Here is an 18,763-nt window from a genome sequence, read left to right on the forward strand (position 1 = left end):
TCTGACTTCTGACTTCTGACTCCTGCTCGCTGTAAGCGCGGTCTGTCCTGACTTCTGACTCCTGACTTCTGACTTCTGACTCCTGACTTCTGACTTCTGACTCCTGACTCCTGACTTCTGACTCCTGACTTCTGACTCCTGACTTCTGACTTCTGTCTTCTGACAATTCTGCTATATATATTTGTCAATAGGTCTAAAATGCCTAATGGTAAGCGAAAAAGTTGACTAATAATTATGACAAGTAAAACTCCGATTCCTGTTGTTGTGATTGGTGCTGCAGGCAAAATGGGTCTTGAGGTGGTTAAAGCTGTAGCACAAGCCGAAGATATGAATTTGGTTGGTGCGATTGATAGGAACCCCGAACATCAAGATAAAGATATTGGAGAACTAGCAGGCTTGAGCGAACCTTTAGAAGTACCTGTTACCAATCAAATGGAATCGATGCTGGCTTTTGCATGCCAAGAAAAGGAGCCAGGTGTAATGGTAGACTTTACTCATCCTGATTCGGTTTATGATAATGTTCGCAGCGCGATCGCCTATGGTATTCGTCCTGTTATTGGTACAACTGGCTTAAGCACAACACAAATTCAAGAATTAGCAGATTTTGCGGAAAAAGCCAGTACTGGATGTCTGATTATTCCTAATTTTTCCATTGGCATGGTTCTACTGCAACAAGCTGCTGTTGCCGCTTCCCAGTATTTTGACCATGTAGAAATAATTGAATTGCATCATAATCAGAAAGCAGATGCTCCCAGTGGTACAGCAATTGAAACAGCCCAAAAGTTAGGGGAAATGGGTAAAACTTTTAATCCTGCAATTGTTGAAGAAACGGAAAAGCTAACTGGTGCAAGGGGAAGTCAAGCCGAGGAAGGCATTAGAATTCATAGCGTACGCTTACCAGGACTCATTGCCCATCAAGAAGTAATTTTTGGTGCTCCTGGTCAAATTTATACTTTACGTCATGACACCAGCGATCGAGCTTGCTATATGCCGGGAGTATTACTAGCAATTCGTAAGGTGCTTCAGCTAAAGTCGTTAGTATATGGATTAGAAAAGATACTTTAGAATCAGTACTTAGCCAAAATGTTAGTCCCCCTGACTCGCGAAAAATTCCATCAACTCATACCTCTAATTGCTACTGGTCCCCAGTATAAATATTACTGGGGTAAATTTCCTGATTTTTTGCAGCGATTATTAATATCAGTTGTTGCTGCTGCCATAGTTTTATTACTTAAAGTAGTTTTACAGCTTGACTTTGGACCAATTGTATTTTTTCTGGGTTTAGTGGGCGCACTGTATTGGTTGTGGGGACCAGTTTTGTGGGCTAGTCTACAGAATTCTAAATGCCGACGGTATAAATATGTCGGCTTTTTTCGAGGTCGGGTGTTGGATTATTGGATAACCGAACAGTTAATTGGCACGCAAGAAACTGTTAATAATAGGGGCGATTTAGTAATTGTTGAAAATCGAGAAAAAACAATTAACTTGGAAATTGGTGACCAAAGCGGCTTTATTGCGGAATTCAGTGCTCCGTTACGCGTTACTCATAAAATTATTAATACTGGTCAAATTGCGGAAATGTTAGTTTTTTCCAATCGCCCCGATCTGAGCCGGATTGATGAAATTAGCGATGTTTATATACCCAGTCGCGAAATTTGGGTGAGTGACTATCCGTGGATCAGGAGAGATTTTTTTACTGGAGTTAGTCGTCGTATTGGTAAAGAAGGAAGAAGAAATAACAGAAGACCGAATTATAAATATTCAGATGACAGATATTCAGAAGACAGATATTCAGAAGACAGATATTCTGATGAAAGGTATTCTGATGAAAGGTATCCTGATGAAAGATATCCTGACGATAGGTATTTAGACGATAGATATTCTTCTAATGATAGATACTTAGAAGATCGCTACCCTGATGAGAGAAATTCAGATGACCGCTACTCAGATGACAAATACAGAGAACCTCGCCGTCGTCGCCCAGCTAGGGATTATGATGATGATTGGTAATTGGTAATTGGTAATTGGTAATTGGTAATCGGTAATTGGTAATTAATTATTTGTTTTTTATATTTTTTTGGTCCATTCCCCAATCTCCCCAGTCGCCAGAGGCATGACTATAGCTGCGCTACCTACGGAGGAGCCGTCACCTGCGGATCTGCCGACGCCGTGAGACGCGCCAGAGGCGTTAGTACGCATCCTACGGATGAACAGCTTGCTGCGTCAAAACACCGCAGATGCCCCTCAAGCTCTATGCCGCTATGAGCGCGCTTACACGTTAGCATTAGCGAAAGCGAAACGTGACGTTAGTCAGAGGCTTTGCCGACGCCGTAGACTCTAGCGGTGCGTTAGCACGGGCGGCGGGCGGCACACAGTGCTATCCCAAGCCCTCTCCATCACCCATTTTTCCCATAAGCTTGCCAAGCTAAATCTACAAGTCCATCAACGATTGCTGCAGCAACAACAGCATTACCTTTGTCACTTTCAAGAGTAATGTGAGGAATCACAGAATTTTTCAAACTTTCTTTTGCTGCTGCTAAATTCAAAAATCCAGCAGGAGTAGCAATCACCAAAGCAGGTTTAATTTCTTCCGCTTCAATTAAATCAATAATGGTGTTGAGGGCTGTTTGAGCTTGACCGATAACAAAAATTCCTTCTAAATGTCGTTTGGCTAAGTTTTCCATTCCCCAAGCTGCAACAGTTTTAGATTTTTGAGGTCTGGTAAAGGTTTCCACACCACAATAAACCGGATTAGCAAAGGTTTCTTGAATCGTCTGGGAAATTCCTACCCGTACCATTGGAGAATCTACAACAATTGCAGTACGTGCGGCTAAAGCTGCAGCTCCTGCGTGCAAAGCATGTTCGGAAAAGCGAATTAAAGATTTATACTCAAAGTCAGCTGTGGCGTAAATCACTCTTCGCACAATCTCATATTCTGCAGGGGAAAAAACATGAGCGCCGATTTCGCGGTCAATTATTGTCAAACTTTGAGCATCACTTGAATGCCATTCCATCGCCTATATGTACCAATTACTCATTTTGATTGAAATTCAATCATATCCGCAGGATTCCAAAAGCCCACCATATTTTTAAGTTTTCTAGTTAAATTTTTTAGCTCAATCCGATTGAATTTGATGTAGAGACGTAGCATGCTACGTCTTCGTTAAAATCTCCTAATTTTAATAATGTAATGTACAGGGCTTTTCGTTAATTAATAACCCTTATACCTGTTCCCTGATTTATATTTGATTTTGATCGGAAACGATTGTAATTGTCTCCTGTTTTCTATTAATTATTTTCCGTACCAGGAGATTGGTTGAAAATCGGAGATAAGTAAGCAACTAAAACGCCAATAAGAAAACCAGAAATATTACGAACTACTGGTAACCAGTCATTTGTTCGGGTAACCACCGGACCAATACCGAAAGCAACAAATAATATCCCCCACAAAGGAGAAAATATCAAAGCCCATTGCCAAGCAAAAACTTGTCCTTCTTTACGGGGTTGAGCAGCAAAACCACATATAACTCCACCAATTACCGAGCTAATCAATGTTAATATCCACTGTTCTCTTGGTAGCCCCGGTACTACATTACAACCCCCTTGACTCAAACAATTCTCAACTGTTCTTACAGCTGTGAGAACTGCTTGGTCTTCCCCTTCTTCACGGACAAAGTATAAATTTCCAAAGCGGGTTTGTAATTCAATCCAAAAAGTACGTGGTAATAATTCATATACTGCATCGCCAACGCTAAAACTTAAAATGTTACCACCACGTGCATCAGAAACAAAAAGAATACTTCTATCATCCAAACCCCAAAAATTAATTACTGCCCTACCAGGAGTACGATCGTATTGGGTTAATACCCGTAATTTCCAACCCGTATCGGCTTCAAATTTTTCTAATTCTTGGACTAAATTATTTTCTTGAACGCTATTAAGAGTTTTTGCTAAGTCTACGACTGGAGTGGGATTATCGGGTAATAATTCGGGATTATCATAGGCATATGCACCCTCTGACTGGGTAATCCATACCGAAGCGGCTATAAATATTACTGCTACAAATTTGAAAGTTTGCTGAAAAATTCGCTGCCAAAAACAGTGCTGCATGATTTTTTATACAGATGCCAATACTAGAAGTAAAGAAGGTTTTTTTATGAAAATACGAAAAAAGTAATTCTTCTTTACAGTTTGTTACTTGAATCTAATTTATTTTACCCGAGTACAGTATCGCCTTTGTTCCTTAATTTATTTTGTCAGATAGAGGAACAAAGGCGATGAATACTGATATTCGGTTTTACAGACAGGCTTAAAATCTAGATTAATTTTAATCTAATTGCACAATTGTCAGGAAACCTTAACGTGAAACATCCTTATGATTGTCTTTAATACGGTATGTCTGATCTGTTTCACGGTTATCTTGCCTAATTGTTTCTCTTTCGCGTTCGCGCTCGCGTAACTTGAGCATATGGAGTGATGATGGTGGCATACGTTCGCTCATTCGTCGAGGAGATCTGTAGCGTGTAAAACTTTTAAATGCAGTTTTGACACCAACGAAAAAGCTACGAGTGCTAATTTGAACCGTTTGAGCTTGTTTCCTGGCACCATCAATACTTCGATCTACTTGTCGGATAATACGATCTGCACTCTTGACACCTTCACTGACATCGTCAGCTAAATCATTGATTTCCAAGTTAGTCATGCGAATCGCATCGAGAGTCGGTGGTAGTTCTCTGGAAAGAGTGTCGAATAGTTTTTCTGCGCTTCTAGCTGCTCGTGCAAGTTCTTGCAACGCTGGCATAGCCGCAACCAAAACAGCTATCAAACTGGTAGCGACTAAAATAAGGGATAGTGCGAGCCAAAATAAAGGTTCAATCACGCTTATATTATTTATCAGCTATCCATCCTGTGTCCAAGTGAATTTGTTTCCTCTCCAACTGTAGAAGAAGAAACGGTCTGTTTCTCTAAAATATCTTGTTCTGTCAATATTTGACTTTCTCGTTGGCTAGCATCAATACCAGCTGCAATCGCAAGGCGTAATCTATCCAAAGTATCATCCCAGTTAGAACGAGCGTTGTGGGAAAATTTATCTGCCTGAAGCTGCACGCTAGTAGATAGATCTTCTGCTATTTCCGGTAAGGCATTGGCAGATTTTTTCAATAGTTTGCGTGTTTCCCGTCCCGTACGGGGAGCAGTTAGTAATCCAGCCAAGGTACCAATAGCAGTTCCCAGCATTAAACCGCCAATAAATACTCCAGAACGGTTTTTTGACATATTACATCGACCTCCTTCCACCCATTTTATTAGGGTTATCCAGCTTTATAAGAACCACGAAATATTACGTACCATTATAAACGTGAAAATTTAACTGCTCTCATCTTTTCTTGGTAATTGGTCATCGGTAATTGGTCATCGGTAATTATTAATAGCACTGCGTGCCGCCGCAAGCGGCATATGGTAATTGGTCATTGCTTGGGCTTATTAAACTTGAGTGTTATTCCACCACCTTCCTTGTATTTGGGTGTGTTACTGAAAAATAAGTAACGTGTGGATGTGATGTTTTCAAGATAAAATAATCGAGCCTTTTATCATGAAGTATATTCAAAGTTTCCTTATACTGTCTCCTGAAGCGATAATTTTTTATATATGAACGCTACACAAGAACAACTTAAAATTAAATTTCAACAGGCTTTAGCTGCGGCTTTTGGTGAGGATTATGCCGAAGCCGATCCAATCTTAGTTCCTGCATCAAATCCTAAGTTTGGTGACTATCAAGCCAATATATCTTTACCATTAGCAAAAAAGTTAAAGCAACAGCCAAGGGCGATCGCACAACAAATAGTCGAAAATTTAGATGTGTTGGATATTTGTGAACCCCCAGAGATTGCTGGACCGGGTTTTATTAATATTAGATTGAAAACGGTATACCTGGAAGCTCAATTACACTCGATTCAAACTGACCGCAGATTGGGAGTACCAGAAACAAACAATCCTCAACGGGTGGTTGTCGATTTTTCTAGCCCCAATATTGCAAAAGAAATGCATGTTGGGCACTTACGTTCGACAATTATTGGAGACTCCATCGCCCGAATTTTGGAATTTAGGGGACATGATGTCCTACGGTTAAATCATGTTGGTGATTGGGGTACCCAGTTTGGGATGCTAATTACCTATCTGCGGGAAGCTTATCCTGATGCTTTGACAACTGCAAATGCTTTAGATATTGGCGACTTGGTTACTTTTTATAAAAAAGCTAAACAACGGTTTGATGAAGATGAAGTATTTCAAGAAACAGCACGTCAAGAAGTTGTCAGATTGCAAGCAGGTGCAGAAGATACCATCCATGCTTGGAAATTATTATGCGAGCAGTCCCGACGAGAGTTTCAAATTATTTACGATCTATTAGATATAAATATCAAAGAAAGGGGTGAATCTTTTTATAATCCCTTCCTCGCTGGAGTTATCACAGACCTAGCCGAATCGGGTTTACTGGTGGAAGACCAAGGAGCAAAGGTTGTTTTCTTGGAAGGTTTTACCAATAGAGAAGGTCAACCTTTACCTTTAATTGTTCAAAAAACTAATGGCGGTTACAACTACGCGACGACAGATTTAGCAGCTTTACGCTATCGAATTGAAGAAGATAAAGCTACCCGTTTAATTTATGTTACAGACTCTGGACAAGCAAATCATTTTGCTGGAGTCTTTCAAGTTGCACGTCGTGCTGGTTGGATTCCCAAAGAAGTAGAACTAGTCCATGTTCCTTTTGGTTTGGTATTGGGTGAAGATGGCAAAAAATTCAAAACTCGTTCCGGCGATACTGTAAGATTACGGGATTTATTAGATGAAGCTGTTGTTCGTTTTCGCAATACTTTAGAAGAGAAAATTAAGGAAGAAGGTAGGCAAGAAACAGAAGAATTTAAAGCAAATGTCGCCGGTGTTGCAGGTATAAGTGCAGTAAAATACGCTGACCTCAGTCAAAACCGCACCAGCAATTATATTTTCAGTTACGATAAAATGCTTTCCGATAAAGGTAATACAGCACCTTACATGCTTTATGCCTATGCCAGAATTAAAAGTATTGGTCGTAAAGGTAACATTGATTTTGAAAAATTGGGAAGCGAACAGAAAATTCAGTTACGAGAAGAAGCAGAATTAGCTTTAGCCAAGCATGTTTTGCAATTAAGTGAAGCGATCGCGGATGTAGAAAAAGATTTATTTCCCAATCGTTTGTGTGAATATCTATATCAACTTAGCGATAAATTCAATAAGTTTTATGAACAGTGCCCGGTATTAAAAGTTGAAGAACCACAGAGAACGTCACGTTTAGCTTTGTGTGACTTGACAGCGAGGACATTGTATTTGGGTTTGTCTTTGTTGGGTATTCGGGTCGTAGACAGAATGTAGCGCTAATTATCTCCAATAATATGACTGCGATTCTACGTGCAGCACAAGAATGCTTATGGTACAAAACAAAAAATCCTAAGCCAAAAGCCCAGTCATAAGACCGGGCTTTGATTTTGGGATATATTCCCGATGGCTATTTATAGAGGTCATTTATAATTGTTTTGTTCTGAATATGACTACAAACTGGTTCAGAACGATTTCGGAAAATTACTTCTAACATTTCTAATTTGCCCAAATCAAAAGCCCAGTCACAAGACCGGGCTTTGATTTTGGGGTATATCCCCATGGTTACTTATAGAAGTCATTTATAATCGTTTTGTTCTGAATATGACTACAAACTGGTTCAGATAGATTTCGGAAAATTACTTCTAACATTTCTAATTTTCTCAAATCAAAAGCCCAGTCATAAGACCAGGCTTTGATTTTGGGGTATATCCCCATGGTTACTTATAGGAGTCATTTATAATCGTTTTGTTCTGAATATGACTACAAACTGGTTCAGATCGATTTCGGAAAATTACTTCTAACATTTCTAATTTTCTCAAATTAAAAGCCCAGTCATAAGACTAGGCTTTAATTTTGGGGTATATCCCCATGGTTACTTATAGGAGTCATTTATAGTCGTTTTGTTCTGAACATAACTACCAACTCCTTTGGAATGATTTCGGAAAATTAGGTTTATTTCTTATAAATAATTTTCTCAGCTTTATTCTCAATCTCCAAAATCCTGAATCACCGGGTATTTTCAGAACCTCATGTAATAAAATACAATTTCACACCACGACACATTCAGCTTGCATTTCTGCTCCAGATTCCTCATAACGTGCTAAATCTTCGATCGCTTGATCAATAAGATCTAAACCTTGCTGTACAGTTTCAACTACACTTAGTTTTCCACGCAAATCCGCAGCATTGAGAAAACCTTTTGCATACCAAGTCATATGTTTGCGCGCCTGACGTACGCCGCGATCGCCTTTATATTCGTACAAAGCTTGTAAATGTTCTCGAGCACATTCAAGGCGTTGAATTGGTGTAGGTGGTGCTAATTTTTCGCCAGTTTTGAGAAAATAATCAATTTCACCTACCAAAAAGGGATAACCTAAGGTTCCACGAGAACACATCACCCCGTCAGCACCAGTTTCCTCCAAACATTTTACTGCTGCTTCCACAGAAAAAATATCGCCGTTACCAATTACTGGAATCTCAAGTATTTCCTTAACACGAGCAATCCATTCCCAACGAGCATTCCCGTTATAACCTTGGGAGCGGGTACGTCCATGTACCGTAATCATTTTTGCTCCTGCATCTTGCATCCGTTTGGCAAAATCGAGAATATTTATTTCTTTATCATTCCAACCAATACGGGTTTTAACTGTTACTGGAACTTCTACAGCCTTAACTACTTCCCGTACAATAGCTTCAGCGACTTCTGGCTGTCTAAGCAGAGAAGAACCACCACCATTCTTAGTGATTTTGTTAACCGGGCAACCCATATTAATATCAACTGTATCGGCACCCTCATCAACTGCTTTCACTGCTGCTTCCGCCAAAAAATCTGGACGACAATCAAACAGTTGGATACTAATTGGTCTTTCTCCTGGATCCACCTCCATAATTTTGGGTAATTCTTTAACGTAATGTAAGCCCGTAGCGTTCACCATTTCGGTGTACATCATGGATTGTGGCGCATAGCGACGTACCAAACGGCGAAACACCAAATCAGTTACACCTGATAAAGGCGATTGCAAAACTCGACTTTTGACTTCAAATGAGTCAATTTTTAAAGGTTGGGAAAGTCTAGCTTTTAATTCGGGAGATAGGGCTAACATACGAAGAATGAAAATTAGAATTCAGGAGTCAGGAGTCAGGAGTCAGGAGTCAGGAGTCAGGAGTCAGGAGTCAGGAGTCAGGAGTCAGGAGTAATAAGTAATAAGTAATAAGTAATAAGTAATAAGTAATAAGTAAGGAGTAAGAATAAAGTTGGGAGGTGTGACTTTTATATTTTAGAAGTTCCTACGGATTAGTAAAGTCTAATCTTAAAACTAAAATTGAACGGATTCAGATGACTGTCCGCGTGAGTCAGGCTATTAGCCAAGCAGGAGCTTGGATTACTGACTTTCATTTGTACTCGGATATCTTGATTTACATCAACTCTGAGATACAAACTACTAATTTGGATAGATTTGCTGAAACTCTTCAAGGAAAAGGCTTGAATTTGAGTCAAAATAGCATAGGTCAGCTCATTCTCGCTGGTGATAAAACACTGAAAGAGAAGAAGCTAATAGGGACATTGCAAATTATATTTTTACATGACTAACCCGATCTGCCCTCAGAAATACCTGCGGCTCCGGGATAATAGCCATACTCATTACTGATTGATGTCTTTTTTGAAATTTGCTTTGAGCAGACATTTTATTCCTTGAAGTTTTTTTAATTTTCCTCCCAGGAAACTTTATCCGCATCTAAAAACAAATTTTCACTTATTGAATTAGTTTTGAAGACAGAAACACTCGCGTATATCTCTGTCTCTTAATGGTTTATACAAGAGCAGAAACTTCGATGCTTAACTATGAAGAAGACTTATTCTGAGCTTTCTTTCTTGCTCTCATCGCCACAACAAGTAATCCTGCAAATAAAACAGATCCTAAAACGTTTTCTGGTTCAGGAACTTCGACATTAGATTTTGTATTTTTGAAAGCTAATAAAGTAATATTGCTATCTTTCTTGAACGATCTGCTCACAGAACCTTCCACAGAAGAACTTTTATATGCTTCGCTTCCATTTCCACCATCAATTGGACCAAAACTAGAAAGACCAGAATTGCTATTAAAAGTAATATTGCCACTACTGGTATTATTAATAAAATTATTTTGACCTGTAGCGTCAATGCTTGCTGCCAACATAAATGAATCTAGTACATTATTCTGACCAATCTGGGTTGGATCGAATTGCGGTGAGTTGAGGAAGTTTAACCGTTGATCTGCAGAGGTACCGGTTGTATCCAAGAGATAGAAGGAAATATCTCCAGCAGCGCTAGCATACTCAACTCCTGGTTGATCTACAGAAGCATTTAAATCTAAGAAAGCAGTAAAGTTAAAAGATAAAGTGTCGTTACGACTGACGTCAAAATTAGCAAAGTATCTCGGTGATGTTGTCGCTGAAGCTGTATAACTAGGACCATTACCAAATACCAAACTTTCCGCGACATTAGATACATTTAAAGGAGAAGGTTCGGCAATGGTACTAGAAAAGTTATCAAAGTCTGCTACACTATCATCCGTTCTGGATTCAGCGAAACCATCAGCATCATTTACAGCTTCCAGTGCTGATGTTTCTTGTTGACTGAAATCTGTAAAAAATAGTTCCCCATAGGAACCAGCTAAAGTTGCGGCTAAACCAGGAGCACTTGCTAGCACCCAAGTAGTCACGAATGGGGTTACTCGTAAAGCAATTCTTTTGACTAAGACTGAATATGACTTCATCTAAAACCTCTGTGATGATGTTACCAATAACTTGGTTAAGTAGTTTTTATTTAAAAGGACTTATGTAAGACCTTTCCCTGGATAAGTTTGAAGAGAATAAAATCTTTCCACTTAAACATTTATCTACAATATTTAGGAAATATAGAAAATATTCAGATTAAAAGAGGTTAATATTCTACTCCAGCTTTTTTAAGTCTTTAATTTGATTTAGTAGTCGATATTAAGCCACTATAAATTTTTCATAAACTTACAAACTCATTTAAATAAATTTTCTTTATTAACTACAAAGAACAAATTTCCTGATTGAAGTATTCACAAAATGAAAAATTCTACATGTAGTTTTGTCCTAAATACTAGTAAGAAAACAATTGCCGTTAATTATAAGATTTCACTGGTAATAGAAATAAATTGAGAAAAACTTCAAAAATATTCTCCTCACAAAAATATATTTTTATACTAGCTTAAGCCATCAAAAAGCTATAAAATAGCTTGTTTGCGAACATCCGAAAAGAAATGCATCAGTTATTCAGAGTCGATTACACATAACTTTATTAAGCACCCTAGAGGAGGAAAATAACAGTGAATTTATTTATCTCCTTGGTTAAATATCTACCTCAGTCAAAATACTAAAACATTAACATTAAAGTATGTATGAATTTTTGATGAATTTATTGAAGTTAATGCTTTATTTACCAGACTGAATTAATATGTATCAAGTAATTTGTTGAAAATCAAATAAATATTTTGTTTTGCAAACATAAGTCAATAAATAATATTGAATGCTAATTTTGTATAGATTTATTCTTAAAACGGAGCAGAAGCGCAGTTAATATGTTGCTCGCAAACGACTTAACAGGTAATCTCCAGCAAGAATGGGGGGATATATGGGAGGATGCTCTTTTTTACAGCTTTCCAAACAAGTAACTGTTGTATCGTCGTTGGGATGACAGAAAAAAGCCAAAGAGTACCGTGATTGCGTTACTCTGTTGTCGTCAGGGATTATGACTCGATGCTTTGTGGAGCAAAATACATGATTTGTCCAACGTTGGATTAAATCTCCTGTATTGACTATAACTGTATTGGGGATGCTTGGAGCACAAATCCATTTACCGAAATCACCATTAGAACCAGAAGAACTAGTTTTGACTTCCAAACCACCAAGGGAATCTTGAAACAATAAGGTAATGCTTCCATAGTCTGAATGTTCGCCAGCACGTATTTGTCCAATTTGTGGTTTTTGTTCCAAGGGTGGATAGTGCAGAAGTCTGAGGGTATGCTTGCGATTACTATGGTTGTCAACAAAAAAGTTTTCCGGCAATTCTAGGGCTAATGCTAAAGCTTGCAGAACTTTGTTTGCAAGTTGGTTACAAGCTTCATAGAAATTAAGAATGTAACCATTGTGGATTGGAGTATTTTGTGATTCGGGAATAGAAGATTCATTTACCCGATTCCTGCTCTCAACAAGGTTAAAAGCTTCTTTTAGATCTCCGGGTCTATTTGGGTTAAGGCGCTCTCGTTCAATACCAACATAACCTTGATTACTAAACTCATCACTCCAAGCAAATTGTTGCTTAGTTTTTAAGGGTAAATCAAAAAAACTTTTACTTTGTATAAATACTTTTTCAATCAAGTCCTCACTCATACCATGATTTTGCAAATAAATAAAGCCAACTTGACTACAAGCATCATGAATTTCCTTAACTACCATTTGTTTAGCTTGTTTATTTCCATGGCTGAAGAGAAAAAAATCAATAACTGGTATTTCATCTATAGGTAATTTAACTGACATGATGATATAATAAGTATATTTGATGTTACATTATCATCATTTACCTTTCTTCGCTCCCCCATATAAATGTGCCAAAAAGCAAACTCTACCTCATAAATTTTGGGGTAGAGTTTGCTTTTTAAATTCACGGAATAATTGAACTCTAAATATTGCTAATAATTAAAAATATTAACTTTATTGTTAACTAGTCCAACCCGCTATCCAGAGCCGTAGGCGTCGGCGCAGCCTCTCCCCAACCTTGAGAGGATGGGGAATTGTGCTAATTGACGTTAACGGTTCATGTAGTTACATTTGTTAGCTAAATATGAAATTCCTGTTGCTATATTTTCTACATCTTCCCGATATCTTCCCTTTTCTGTCCTAGCATTAAATTTGTTTTAACAGCAGAATTACTATATTCAAGTATTTAGTTGCAAGATTATTGAGGAATAAGCCTGTACGGCAGTGTAGATTAAGTTCTCCGACTTCAAGTAGCGCGACATACATCATAAAATTTTATATATGACTTATTCCTAAACTCGCGGCGTATGAGTTGGACTTGCTCCCAGCATTTACTCAGGAGCAACTTAGGAGAAATTAAGAAGTAATTTAATTTTTTGAGATCTAGCAAATGTTTTGATTGTATTATTCGTAATAATTTTTAATTATGATTAATTTCAATTTAGAAGAAGCAATTAAAATTGCGAATCAATCTGTATACTTAAAATTCAACCGTAACTTAACAGATGTTGAAACTATGATCCTCAAAGGAGCATGGTTGAGAGAAGAATATGATGTTATAGCTGCAAAGAATCAGTACGCTACTAGTTATATCAGTCAAGATGTTGCCCCGAAGCTGTGGAAAATTTTGACAGAATCATTGGGTGAGCGGGTTCGGAAAAGTAATTTTAAAGAAGCACTGAAACGACGTTGGGAATATTTATCCCATGACCAATATATGTCTGCAAGTTCAAATTATTTAGGGATTAATAGTAGTAATAAAAACTCCGGAAAAACAAGTATAAACGAAAAAAAAATTAACTCTAGATTGTGTCAAACAGAAGTTAAAGATAAATATTTAAACATTGAAAATGAGGACGATAAACTTATCCCTGATATTTATGTAGAACGTCCTCCAATTGAATTAATTTGTCATCAAACAATACAGCAACCAGGTTCTCTGATTAGGGTTAAGGCTCCTAGTCTAATGGGGAAAACTTATCTTGTTGGTAAAGTTCTTTCTGAAATTGCACAATGTGACTATCGCACTGTTAATTTAAGCTTCGAGTTAGCTGATAGTAGTACTCATTTTACGAACTTAAATAAATTTTTACGCTGGTTTTGTATCAACATCAGCCGTGAATTAGGATTACCCACTAATCTAGATGAATATTGGGACGAGGAAGGTATGGGAGCAAAAGTTAGTTGCACTACCTACTTTGAAGAATATCTTTTAGACCTGGCAAATTCTCCCTTAGTTATATGTTTGGATGATGTGGATTTACTCTTCCCTTATCCCCAGATATATGAAGATTTTTTTGGTTTGCTACGCTCTTGGTATGAAAAAGCAAGAAGTCGTAAACTTTGGAAAAAATTAAGACTAATCATCGTTCACGCCACAGATGTTTATATCCGACTCAATATTAATCAATCTCCGTTTAATGTTGGGTTACCAATTGAATTATCAGAATTCACTCATGAACAAGTACTAGAATTGGTTCACCAACATCAGTTACAAATAGATAACAACACTATTGAATTATTGATGAAACTTGTGGGAGGTCACCCTTACTTATTAGAACAAGCTTTTGTTTATCTCAAAATACATCCAAAAATGGCGGTTGATAAGTTGTTGAGGGAAGCAACTACAGATGCAGGTATTTACAGTCATCATTTACTAGAACACTGGTTAAATCTCCAACAACATCCTGAATTAGCTGAAGCTTTTAAAAGAGCAATCACATCCGTTAGTCCAATACAAATAGAACCTGTATTAGCTTATAAATTGCAAAGTATGGGATTGATAAAAATTTTGGGTAATACAGTTGAACCTCGTTGCAATTTGTATCGGAAATATTTTATAGACCGTTTATGTCATAGCCATAATTGGGAATTATCGGAATCTAATTTGATTTCTAATTCTAGTCATTTACAATATGTTTTTAAGGCTTCTTAATTTGAGGTTTTTTGTGAATATATCCAGCTAAATCAAGATGACATAAATTTATTATTTTTCATCTTTTACTCGGTAATTATTTGATTTAGGATATTCCCTTCAGTTTATTTAAATTGTAGGGAATTTCTAGTATCAATTTTTAATATAAATTTTTAGTATCAATTCATTGTAAAATAATTTACGGTAACGTACCGCTTTGCAAACAGAAGTTACAGCGTTACGCGCAAGTCAATTAATCCCTATCCATAAAACCAATTAAATCTTCTGCTCTAATCAGAGATATGGAAGAATCATTTATTTCTTTAAAATCATATAAAATAATACGATTTGCTTGTTGCTCAACGCTGTACTCAAATACTTTTCGAACATAACGACCGTTATCAAACATTTTTCCTTGCTTTGCATAAGCGTTTTCAAAGATTTCTGAAAGTGCAGACTTTGCTGATTCTTCCAGGGTATAGTCACGATCGCGGCAAAATTGCTGGAAAATTAAAATTAATTCCTTTGGTGTGAAACGCTCGAAGTAAAAAAAGCGACTAAAACGAGAACTAAGACCGGGACTCGATTTAAAAAGGAACTCCATTTCTTCAGTATAGCCTGCCATAATTACAGCTAATCGATCACGACGATCTTCCATTCGTTTGAGTAGTATTTGAACTACTTCATGACCGTAATCATTTGAAGACCCACCTTCTGTAATCAGGCTATAAGCTTCATCAATAAAAAGAACTCCATCTAATGCTTGCTGAACTGCATCGTCTACGCGATATGCTGTTTGTCCCAAATACGCACCAACAAGTCCCGCACGATCTACTTCGACTACATGTCCCTTTTCAAGATAGCCCAGTTGTTTGTATAAACGACCAACTAATCTTGCGATGGTAGTTTTTCCTGTTCCAGGTGGACCTAACAAAACAATATGCAGTGAAAGATCTAAATTTTTAAGTCCCCGTTTGCTACGCTCAGATTTCACCTGAAGAAAATTAGCAAATGATAAGAATTGTTGTTTAATCAGATCGTGTCCAACTAATAGATTTAAATCTGCAAATACTTGCTCGAAGCTATCATTTTCGGGCGATACATGTTCAAAAAAAGATGCCTTTAAATTTGTGTTATTTTCGAATTCGTCTGTATTTCGCTTTTCTGCACTATCTTTATCATCAATACCAGAAGTCTTGATTATTAAGCTATGTATCTTAATTGTATTTTCACCACAGACTAGGAATCCGATATTTTTCCCCAGAATTTTCATCGCTATCTGTGTTGAAATTTCTTTTACCAGTACACTATTAATGTAGAACTTAACTATATCTTTTTTCCTACGAATCTCAAGGATATTTAAGCTGTTACCTCTGTGGATATTATCATTTTCCTGAAGCTCACTGTATTCTTCCCAATTACCATTTTCACATTTACATATTTGATAATTCCCATTACTAGTAATAAGGAAAGATAAGTGATTTACTGCATCTAATGCTCCCCAAATAAAACCATATTGTTCTTGTTGATAATTTGGATTTTTAAAATTTGGTACTTGCTCAAGGACAACGTGAATATGAAATTCGTCATACTCATAAAAATCTTCATTTAGCTTTTTCCATATTGCCCAGTAACCATAGGAACGTTTATGTTGAAATACGTGACAGTTATGTTCTCTAAATATTTCTACATCTTTGGTATTACACAAAGTCCATCTGTGACGTTCGTCTAAAAAATATTCTTCGAAAATAAACATAATATATTTAATTTATAGAATAAATACAAAAAACATATAAAAAAGAATAAGTAAGTAGGTAAGAAAAAATTAAATTATATAAATAAATATAAAATGTCCGTATTTGGCTCATAGTAGCACTATTACAAACAAGTTATGATTTTTCTTACTAACCTACTTAATTGTGAGGTTAAAAGTTGAAATCTTTCGCGATATTGATTTTAATACCGCTTTTTTCAAATCACTAAGATACATGTATGTTTCCTATTGCCGAAGTTTTGTAGCTCACTTAATTGAGTGAGAACTATAACATAATTTTATTGTACTAATTTTATAAAAATAGTCATTTTGTTGCACATTAAGGATTTTTGATTTTAACTAAGAAAATAGAAAATGGGAAATGGGAATTTGTTTATTTCCATCAATAATCAGATTCATTAAATAAAACTATAAAAACTTTGCCTAACCGTAACTAGTAACAAAATAGGCAAAGTATATTCAACACACACTATTAAAGGTTTATAAATACTTCAGATAAATTCTTGTAACTGATATTTATTTAATATTTTTTAACTTTTCCCTGTGAAGGTTTTATTTGACAAAAACTCAAAAACCGCGCATCTAATGAAAATCTCGCAAATATTACTTAATATGAGATCTTAGCTAAATATTATTCTTCCTCAAAATTATATATCTGTTATTAATCTTGCTTTTCTTAAAAAGAATCGTAGTACAGTCTCTTCTTTGGTTACAATATCAGCTCGACCATTCATTCCCAACTGAATATAGCATTTTTTTTGGGTATGACCCAAAACGAGTTTTTCTGGTTCGACAGTGACTTCATAGAAAGAAGCTCTAGAATTTGCTTTTGGGGTACTGTTTTCAGTCAATGGACTATTGTTTCTTTGAGGGGAAATTGCATCAGGAGAAATTGCTGTGACTTTACCATTAAGGGTTCCGTAATCTGGGTAAGGACAAGCTCCAACGCGCATTTGCACTTTTTGACCAACTTTGATTTTACCTTTATCCTCAGAGTCTATGGATGTTTTAATGATTCTGGGAGCATTAATAGGAACAATTCGGACAACTTCTTCACCAGTACGTACGGTTTGACCGGAGTTTCTCAAGTTTAATTTGGAGATAATACCATCCTCAGTTGACGTAATAGTGGTTTGTTTTAAGTCATTTTCTACTTGTTTGAGTTCTCTTAAGTCGCGTTCTAATTGTTTTTGGGTTTCAACGTGTTGTTTGAGTAGAGCTTGACGTTCTTTTTCTAGGGTAGCTTTATTTGCTTCCCCAGAAGCTTTCTCTTGAGCAATGCGTTCAGTTGCAACTGCGACTTGTGCATTACTTGGGTTGAGAACTGCTTGAGCGCGTTCTCGTCGAGCGATCGCACCCCTAACTGCTTGTTTTAGACGCTCAATAGTTTGTTTTTGAGCTTCTACTAATGCTTGTTGTCTTATGACTGCTTGTTCTTGTTGCTTAACAGCGAGTTGTGCTTCTTCCATTTGGTCTTTAGATAATGCTCCTTCTTTCGCTACACTTGCGTAGCGATTGCGCTTTGATTTTGCTGCTCCCAACGCAGCTTCTGTAGACCGGAAATTAGCTTGTGTTGATGTTAAGCGAGCTTCACTTTCTTGTAATTCTTTTTGGGCGATTTTGACATTAGCATGGGCTTCTTTTAATTCAGAAACAGTAGTAATTTTTTTATCTAGGAAAGTACGATTGTGTCCTCTTAATTCTGCTTGAGCAGAAGCAATAGTACGTTGTATGCGCTCAGTTTCGGCTTTAATTTGAGTATTAAAAGCATTAATTTGGGCGTTGATTTGAATCAGCTGTAATTTGGCTTGCTGAATATTGGTTTGTAGTTTGCTTTTTTTTGTTTGGAGACGGGAATCATCAATCCTAGCGATCGCCGCACCTTTTGTAACTGTTTGATTTACTTTGACGTAAATTTGCATTATTTGTCCTTCTGTTGCTGCTTGGACGATTCTCAACTCACCAGCAGGACGGACAACTGCTTGTCCTTGTACCGTTACCTTATATTTAGTTACAGCAGCGATTGGAACAGCTAGACCCAGTACAAACAGAATAAATAATCCGCCAAAAGTAGTCCAACGACTGATAGGTGGGAGAAATTCATCTGTTCGTGCTGGAGGTAAAAACTTTGGTTGAAAATTGGTAAGCATGGAATTGGGGATTGAGAATTAGTGATTTAC

At 37.0% G+C, this 18,763-nt stretch carries 14 protein-coding genes and 1 pseudogene; 6 read left to right on the forward strand and 9 right to left on the reverse strand.

Annotation, left to right across the window (positions count from 1 at the left end):
* Positions 1-234 precede the first annotated feature (234 nt).
* Together dapB and BC008_RS44060 are read left to right on the forward strand one after the other, a co-directional pair.
* Positions 235-1,065 (forward strand): 4-hydroxy-tetrahydrodipicolinate reductase, encoded by an 831-nt coding sequence (dapB, locus tag BC008_RS44055; protein WP_027845977.1) that lies wholly within the window; start codon positions 235-237, stop codon positions 1,063-1,065.
* Positions 1,066-1,083: 18 nt separating this feature from the next.
* Positions 1,084-1,767 (forward strand): annotated as a pseudogene (locus tag BC008_RS44060) (phosphate ABC transporter permease); the annotation flags it as partial.
* Positions 1,768-2,396: 629 nt separating this feature from the next.
* Here BC008_RS44060 and BC008_RS44065 read toward each other — a convergent pair.
* From BC008_RS44065 to BC008_RS44080, 4 genes are all read right to left on the reverse strand, one after another.
* Positions 2,397-3,014, reverse strand: a complete 618-nt coding sequence (locus BC008_RS44065) for a precorrin-8X methylmutase (RefSeq protein ID WP_027845978.1) — start codon at positions 3,012-3,014, stop codon at positions 2,397-2,399.
* Positions 3,015-3,288: 274 nt separating this feature from the next.
* Positions 3,289-4,110, reverse strand: coding sequence for a TPM domain-containing protein (locus tag BC008_RS44070; protein ID WP_027845979.1), 822 nt, complete (start codon positions 4,108-4,110; stop codon positions 3,289-3,291).
* A gap of 247 nt (positions 4,111-4,357) precedes the next feature.
* A complete protein-coding gene (locus tag BC008_RS44075; protein ID WP_027845980.1) occupies positions 4,358-4,879 on the reverse strand; it encodes a DUF948 domain-containing protein in 522 nt (173 codons plus the stop codon).
* Between the two features lie 14 nt (positions 4,880-4,893).
* Positions 4,894-5,274 (reverse strand): YtxH domain-containing protein, encoded by a 381-nt coding sequence (locus BC008_RS44080; RefSeq protein ID WP_027845981.1) that lies wholly within the window; start codon positions 5,272-5,274, stop codon positions 4,894-4,896.
* A 372-nt stretch (positions 5,275-5,646) separates the two neighbouring features.
* Here BC008_RS44080 and argS point away from each other — a divergent pair, with 372 nt between their 5' ends.
* Positions 5,647-7,404 (forward strand): arginine--tRNA ligase, encoded by a 1,758-nt coding sequence (gene argS / locus BC008_RS44085; protein ID WP_027845982.1) that lies wholly within the window; start codon positions 5,647-5,649, stop codon positions 7,402-7,404.
* Positions 7,405-8,177: 773 nt separating this feature from the next.
* On the opposite strand, the gene dusB is transcribed toward argS, so the two are convergent.
* Positions 8,178-9,233 (reverse strand): tRNA dihydrouridine synthase DusB, encoded by a 1,056-nt coding sequence (gene dusB / locus BC008_RS44090; protein WP_027847076.1) that lies wholly within the window; start codon positions 9,231-9,233, stop codon positions 8,178-8,180.
* Between dusB and BC008_RS51020 the strand changes: the two genes are divergently transcribed.
* Both BC008_RS51020 and BC008_RS44095 read left to right on the forward strand, forming a co-directional pair.
* Positions 9,163-9,327: a hypothetical protein gene (locus BC008_RS51020; RefSeq protein WP_201026228.1), complete on the forward strand. Its 165-nt coding sequence runs from the start codon at positions 9,163-9,165 to the stop codon at positions 9,325-9,327. The genes dusB and BC008_RS51020 overlap by 71 nt on opposite strands.
* Before the next feature lie 139 nt (positions 9,328-9,466).
* Positions 9,467-9,721 carry a hypothetical protein gene (locus BC008_RS44095; RefSeq protein WP_027843168.1) on the forward strand — a complete coding sequence of 85 codons (255 nt, stop codon included), beginning with the start codon at positions 9,467-9,469 and terminating at the stop codon, positions 9,719-9,721.
* Between the two features lie 250 nt (positions 9,722-9,971).
* Here BC008_RS44095 and BC008_RS44100 read toward each other — a convergent pair whose 3' ends face one another.
* A complete protein-coding gene (locus BC008_RS44100) occupies positions 9,972-10,886 on the reverse strand; it encodes a hypothetical protein (RefSeq protein ID WP_027843169.1) in 915 nt (304 codons plus the stop codon).
* Positions 10,887-11,712: 826 nt separating this feature from the next.
* Positions 11,713-12,657, reverse strand: a complete 945-nt coding sequence (locus BC008_RS44105; RefSeq protein WP_027843170.1) for an isopenicillin N synthase family dioxygenase — start codon at positions 12,655-12,657, stop codon at positions 11,713-11,715.
* A gap of 664 nt (positions 12,658-13,321) precedes the next feature.
* Here BC008_RS44105 and BC008_RS44110 point away from each other — a divergent pair.
* Entirely contained in the window at positions 13,322-14,830 is a 1,509-nt protein-coding gene (locus BC008_RS44110) for an AAA-like domain-containing protein (protein ID WP_235596011.1), read from the forward strand.
* A 232-nt stretch (positions 14,831-15,062) separates the two neighbouring features.
* Here BC008_RS44110 and BC008_RS44115 read toward each other — a convergent pair whose 3' ends face one another.
* The gene (locus tag BC008_RS44115) at positions 15,063-16,565 is read right to left on the reverse strand and encodes an AAA family ATPase (RefSeq protein ID WP_027843171.1); all 1,503 of its coding nucleotides are present in this window, start codon (positions 16,563-16,565) and stop codon (positions 15,063-15,065) included.
* 665 nt (positions 16,566-17,230) lie between these two features.
* Positions 17,231-18,733 (reverse strand): HlyD family efflux transporter periplasmic adaptor subunit, encoded by a 1,503-nt coding sequence (locus BC008_RS44120; RefSeq protein WP_027843172.1) that lies wholly within the window; start codon positions 18,731-18,733, stop codon positions 17,231-17,233.
* Between the last annotated feature and the right edge of the window lie 30 nt (positions 18,734-18,763).

The organism is Mastigocoleus testarum BC008 (assembly GCF_001456025.1).
In the GTDB taxonomy this organism is placed as follows: Bacteria; Cyanobacteriota; Cyanobacteriia; order Cyanobacteriales; family Nostocaceae; genus Mastigocoleus; species Mastigocoleus testarum.

Excerpts from the sequence above, each read along its gene's own strand:
- argS (WP_027845982.1), top strand. The coding sequence starts at position 5,647 with ATGAACGCTACACAAGAACAACTTAAAATTAAATTTCAACAGGCTTTA.
- dusB (WP_027847076.1), bottom strand. The coding sequence starts at position 9,233 with ATGTTAGCCCTATCTCCCGAATTAAAAGCTAGACTTTCCCAACCTTTA.
- dapB (WP_027845977.1), top strand. The coding sequence starts at position 235 with ATGACAAGTAAAACTCCGATTCCTGTTGTTGTGATTGGTGCTGCAGGC.
- BC008_RS44095 (WP_027843168.1), top strand. The coding sequence starts at position 9,467 with ATGACTGTCCGCGTGAGTCAGGCTATTAGCCAAGCAGGAGCTTGGATT.
- BC008_RS44065 (WP_027845978.1), bottom strand. The coding sequence starts at position 3,014 with ATGGAATGGCATTCAAGTGATGCTCAAAGTTTGACAATAATTGACCGC.
- BC008_RS44110 (WP_235596011.1), top strand. The coding sequence starts at position 13,322 with ATGATTAATTTCAATTTAGAAGAAGCAATTAAAATTGCGAATCAATCT.
- BC008_RS44080 (WP_027845981.1), bottom strand. The coding sequence starts at position 5,274 with ATGTCAAAAAACCGTTCTGGAGTATTTATTGGCGGTTTAATGCTGGGA.
- BC008_RS44100 (WP_027843169.1), bottom strand. The coding sequence starts at position 10,886 with ATGAAGTCATATTCAGTCTTAGTCAAAAGAATTGCTTTACGAGTAACC.
- BC008_RS44070 (WP_027845979.1), bottom strand. The coding sequence starts at position 4,110 with ATGCAGCACTGTTTTTGGCAGCGAATTTTTCAGCAAACTTTCAAATTT.
- BC008_RS44115 (WP_027843171.1), bottom strand. The coding sequence starts at position 16,565 with ATGTTTATTTTCGAAGAATATTTTTTAGACGAACGTCACAGATGGACT.
- BC008_RS44120 (WP_027843172.1), bottom strand. The coding sequence starts at position 18,733 with ATGCTTACCAATTTTCAACCAAAGTTTTTACCTCCAGCACGAACAGAT.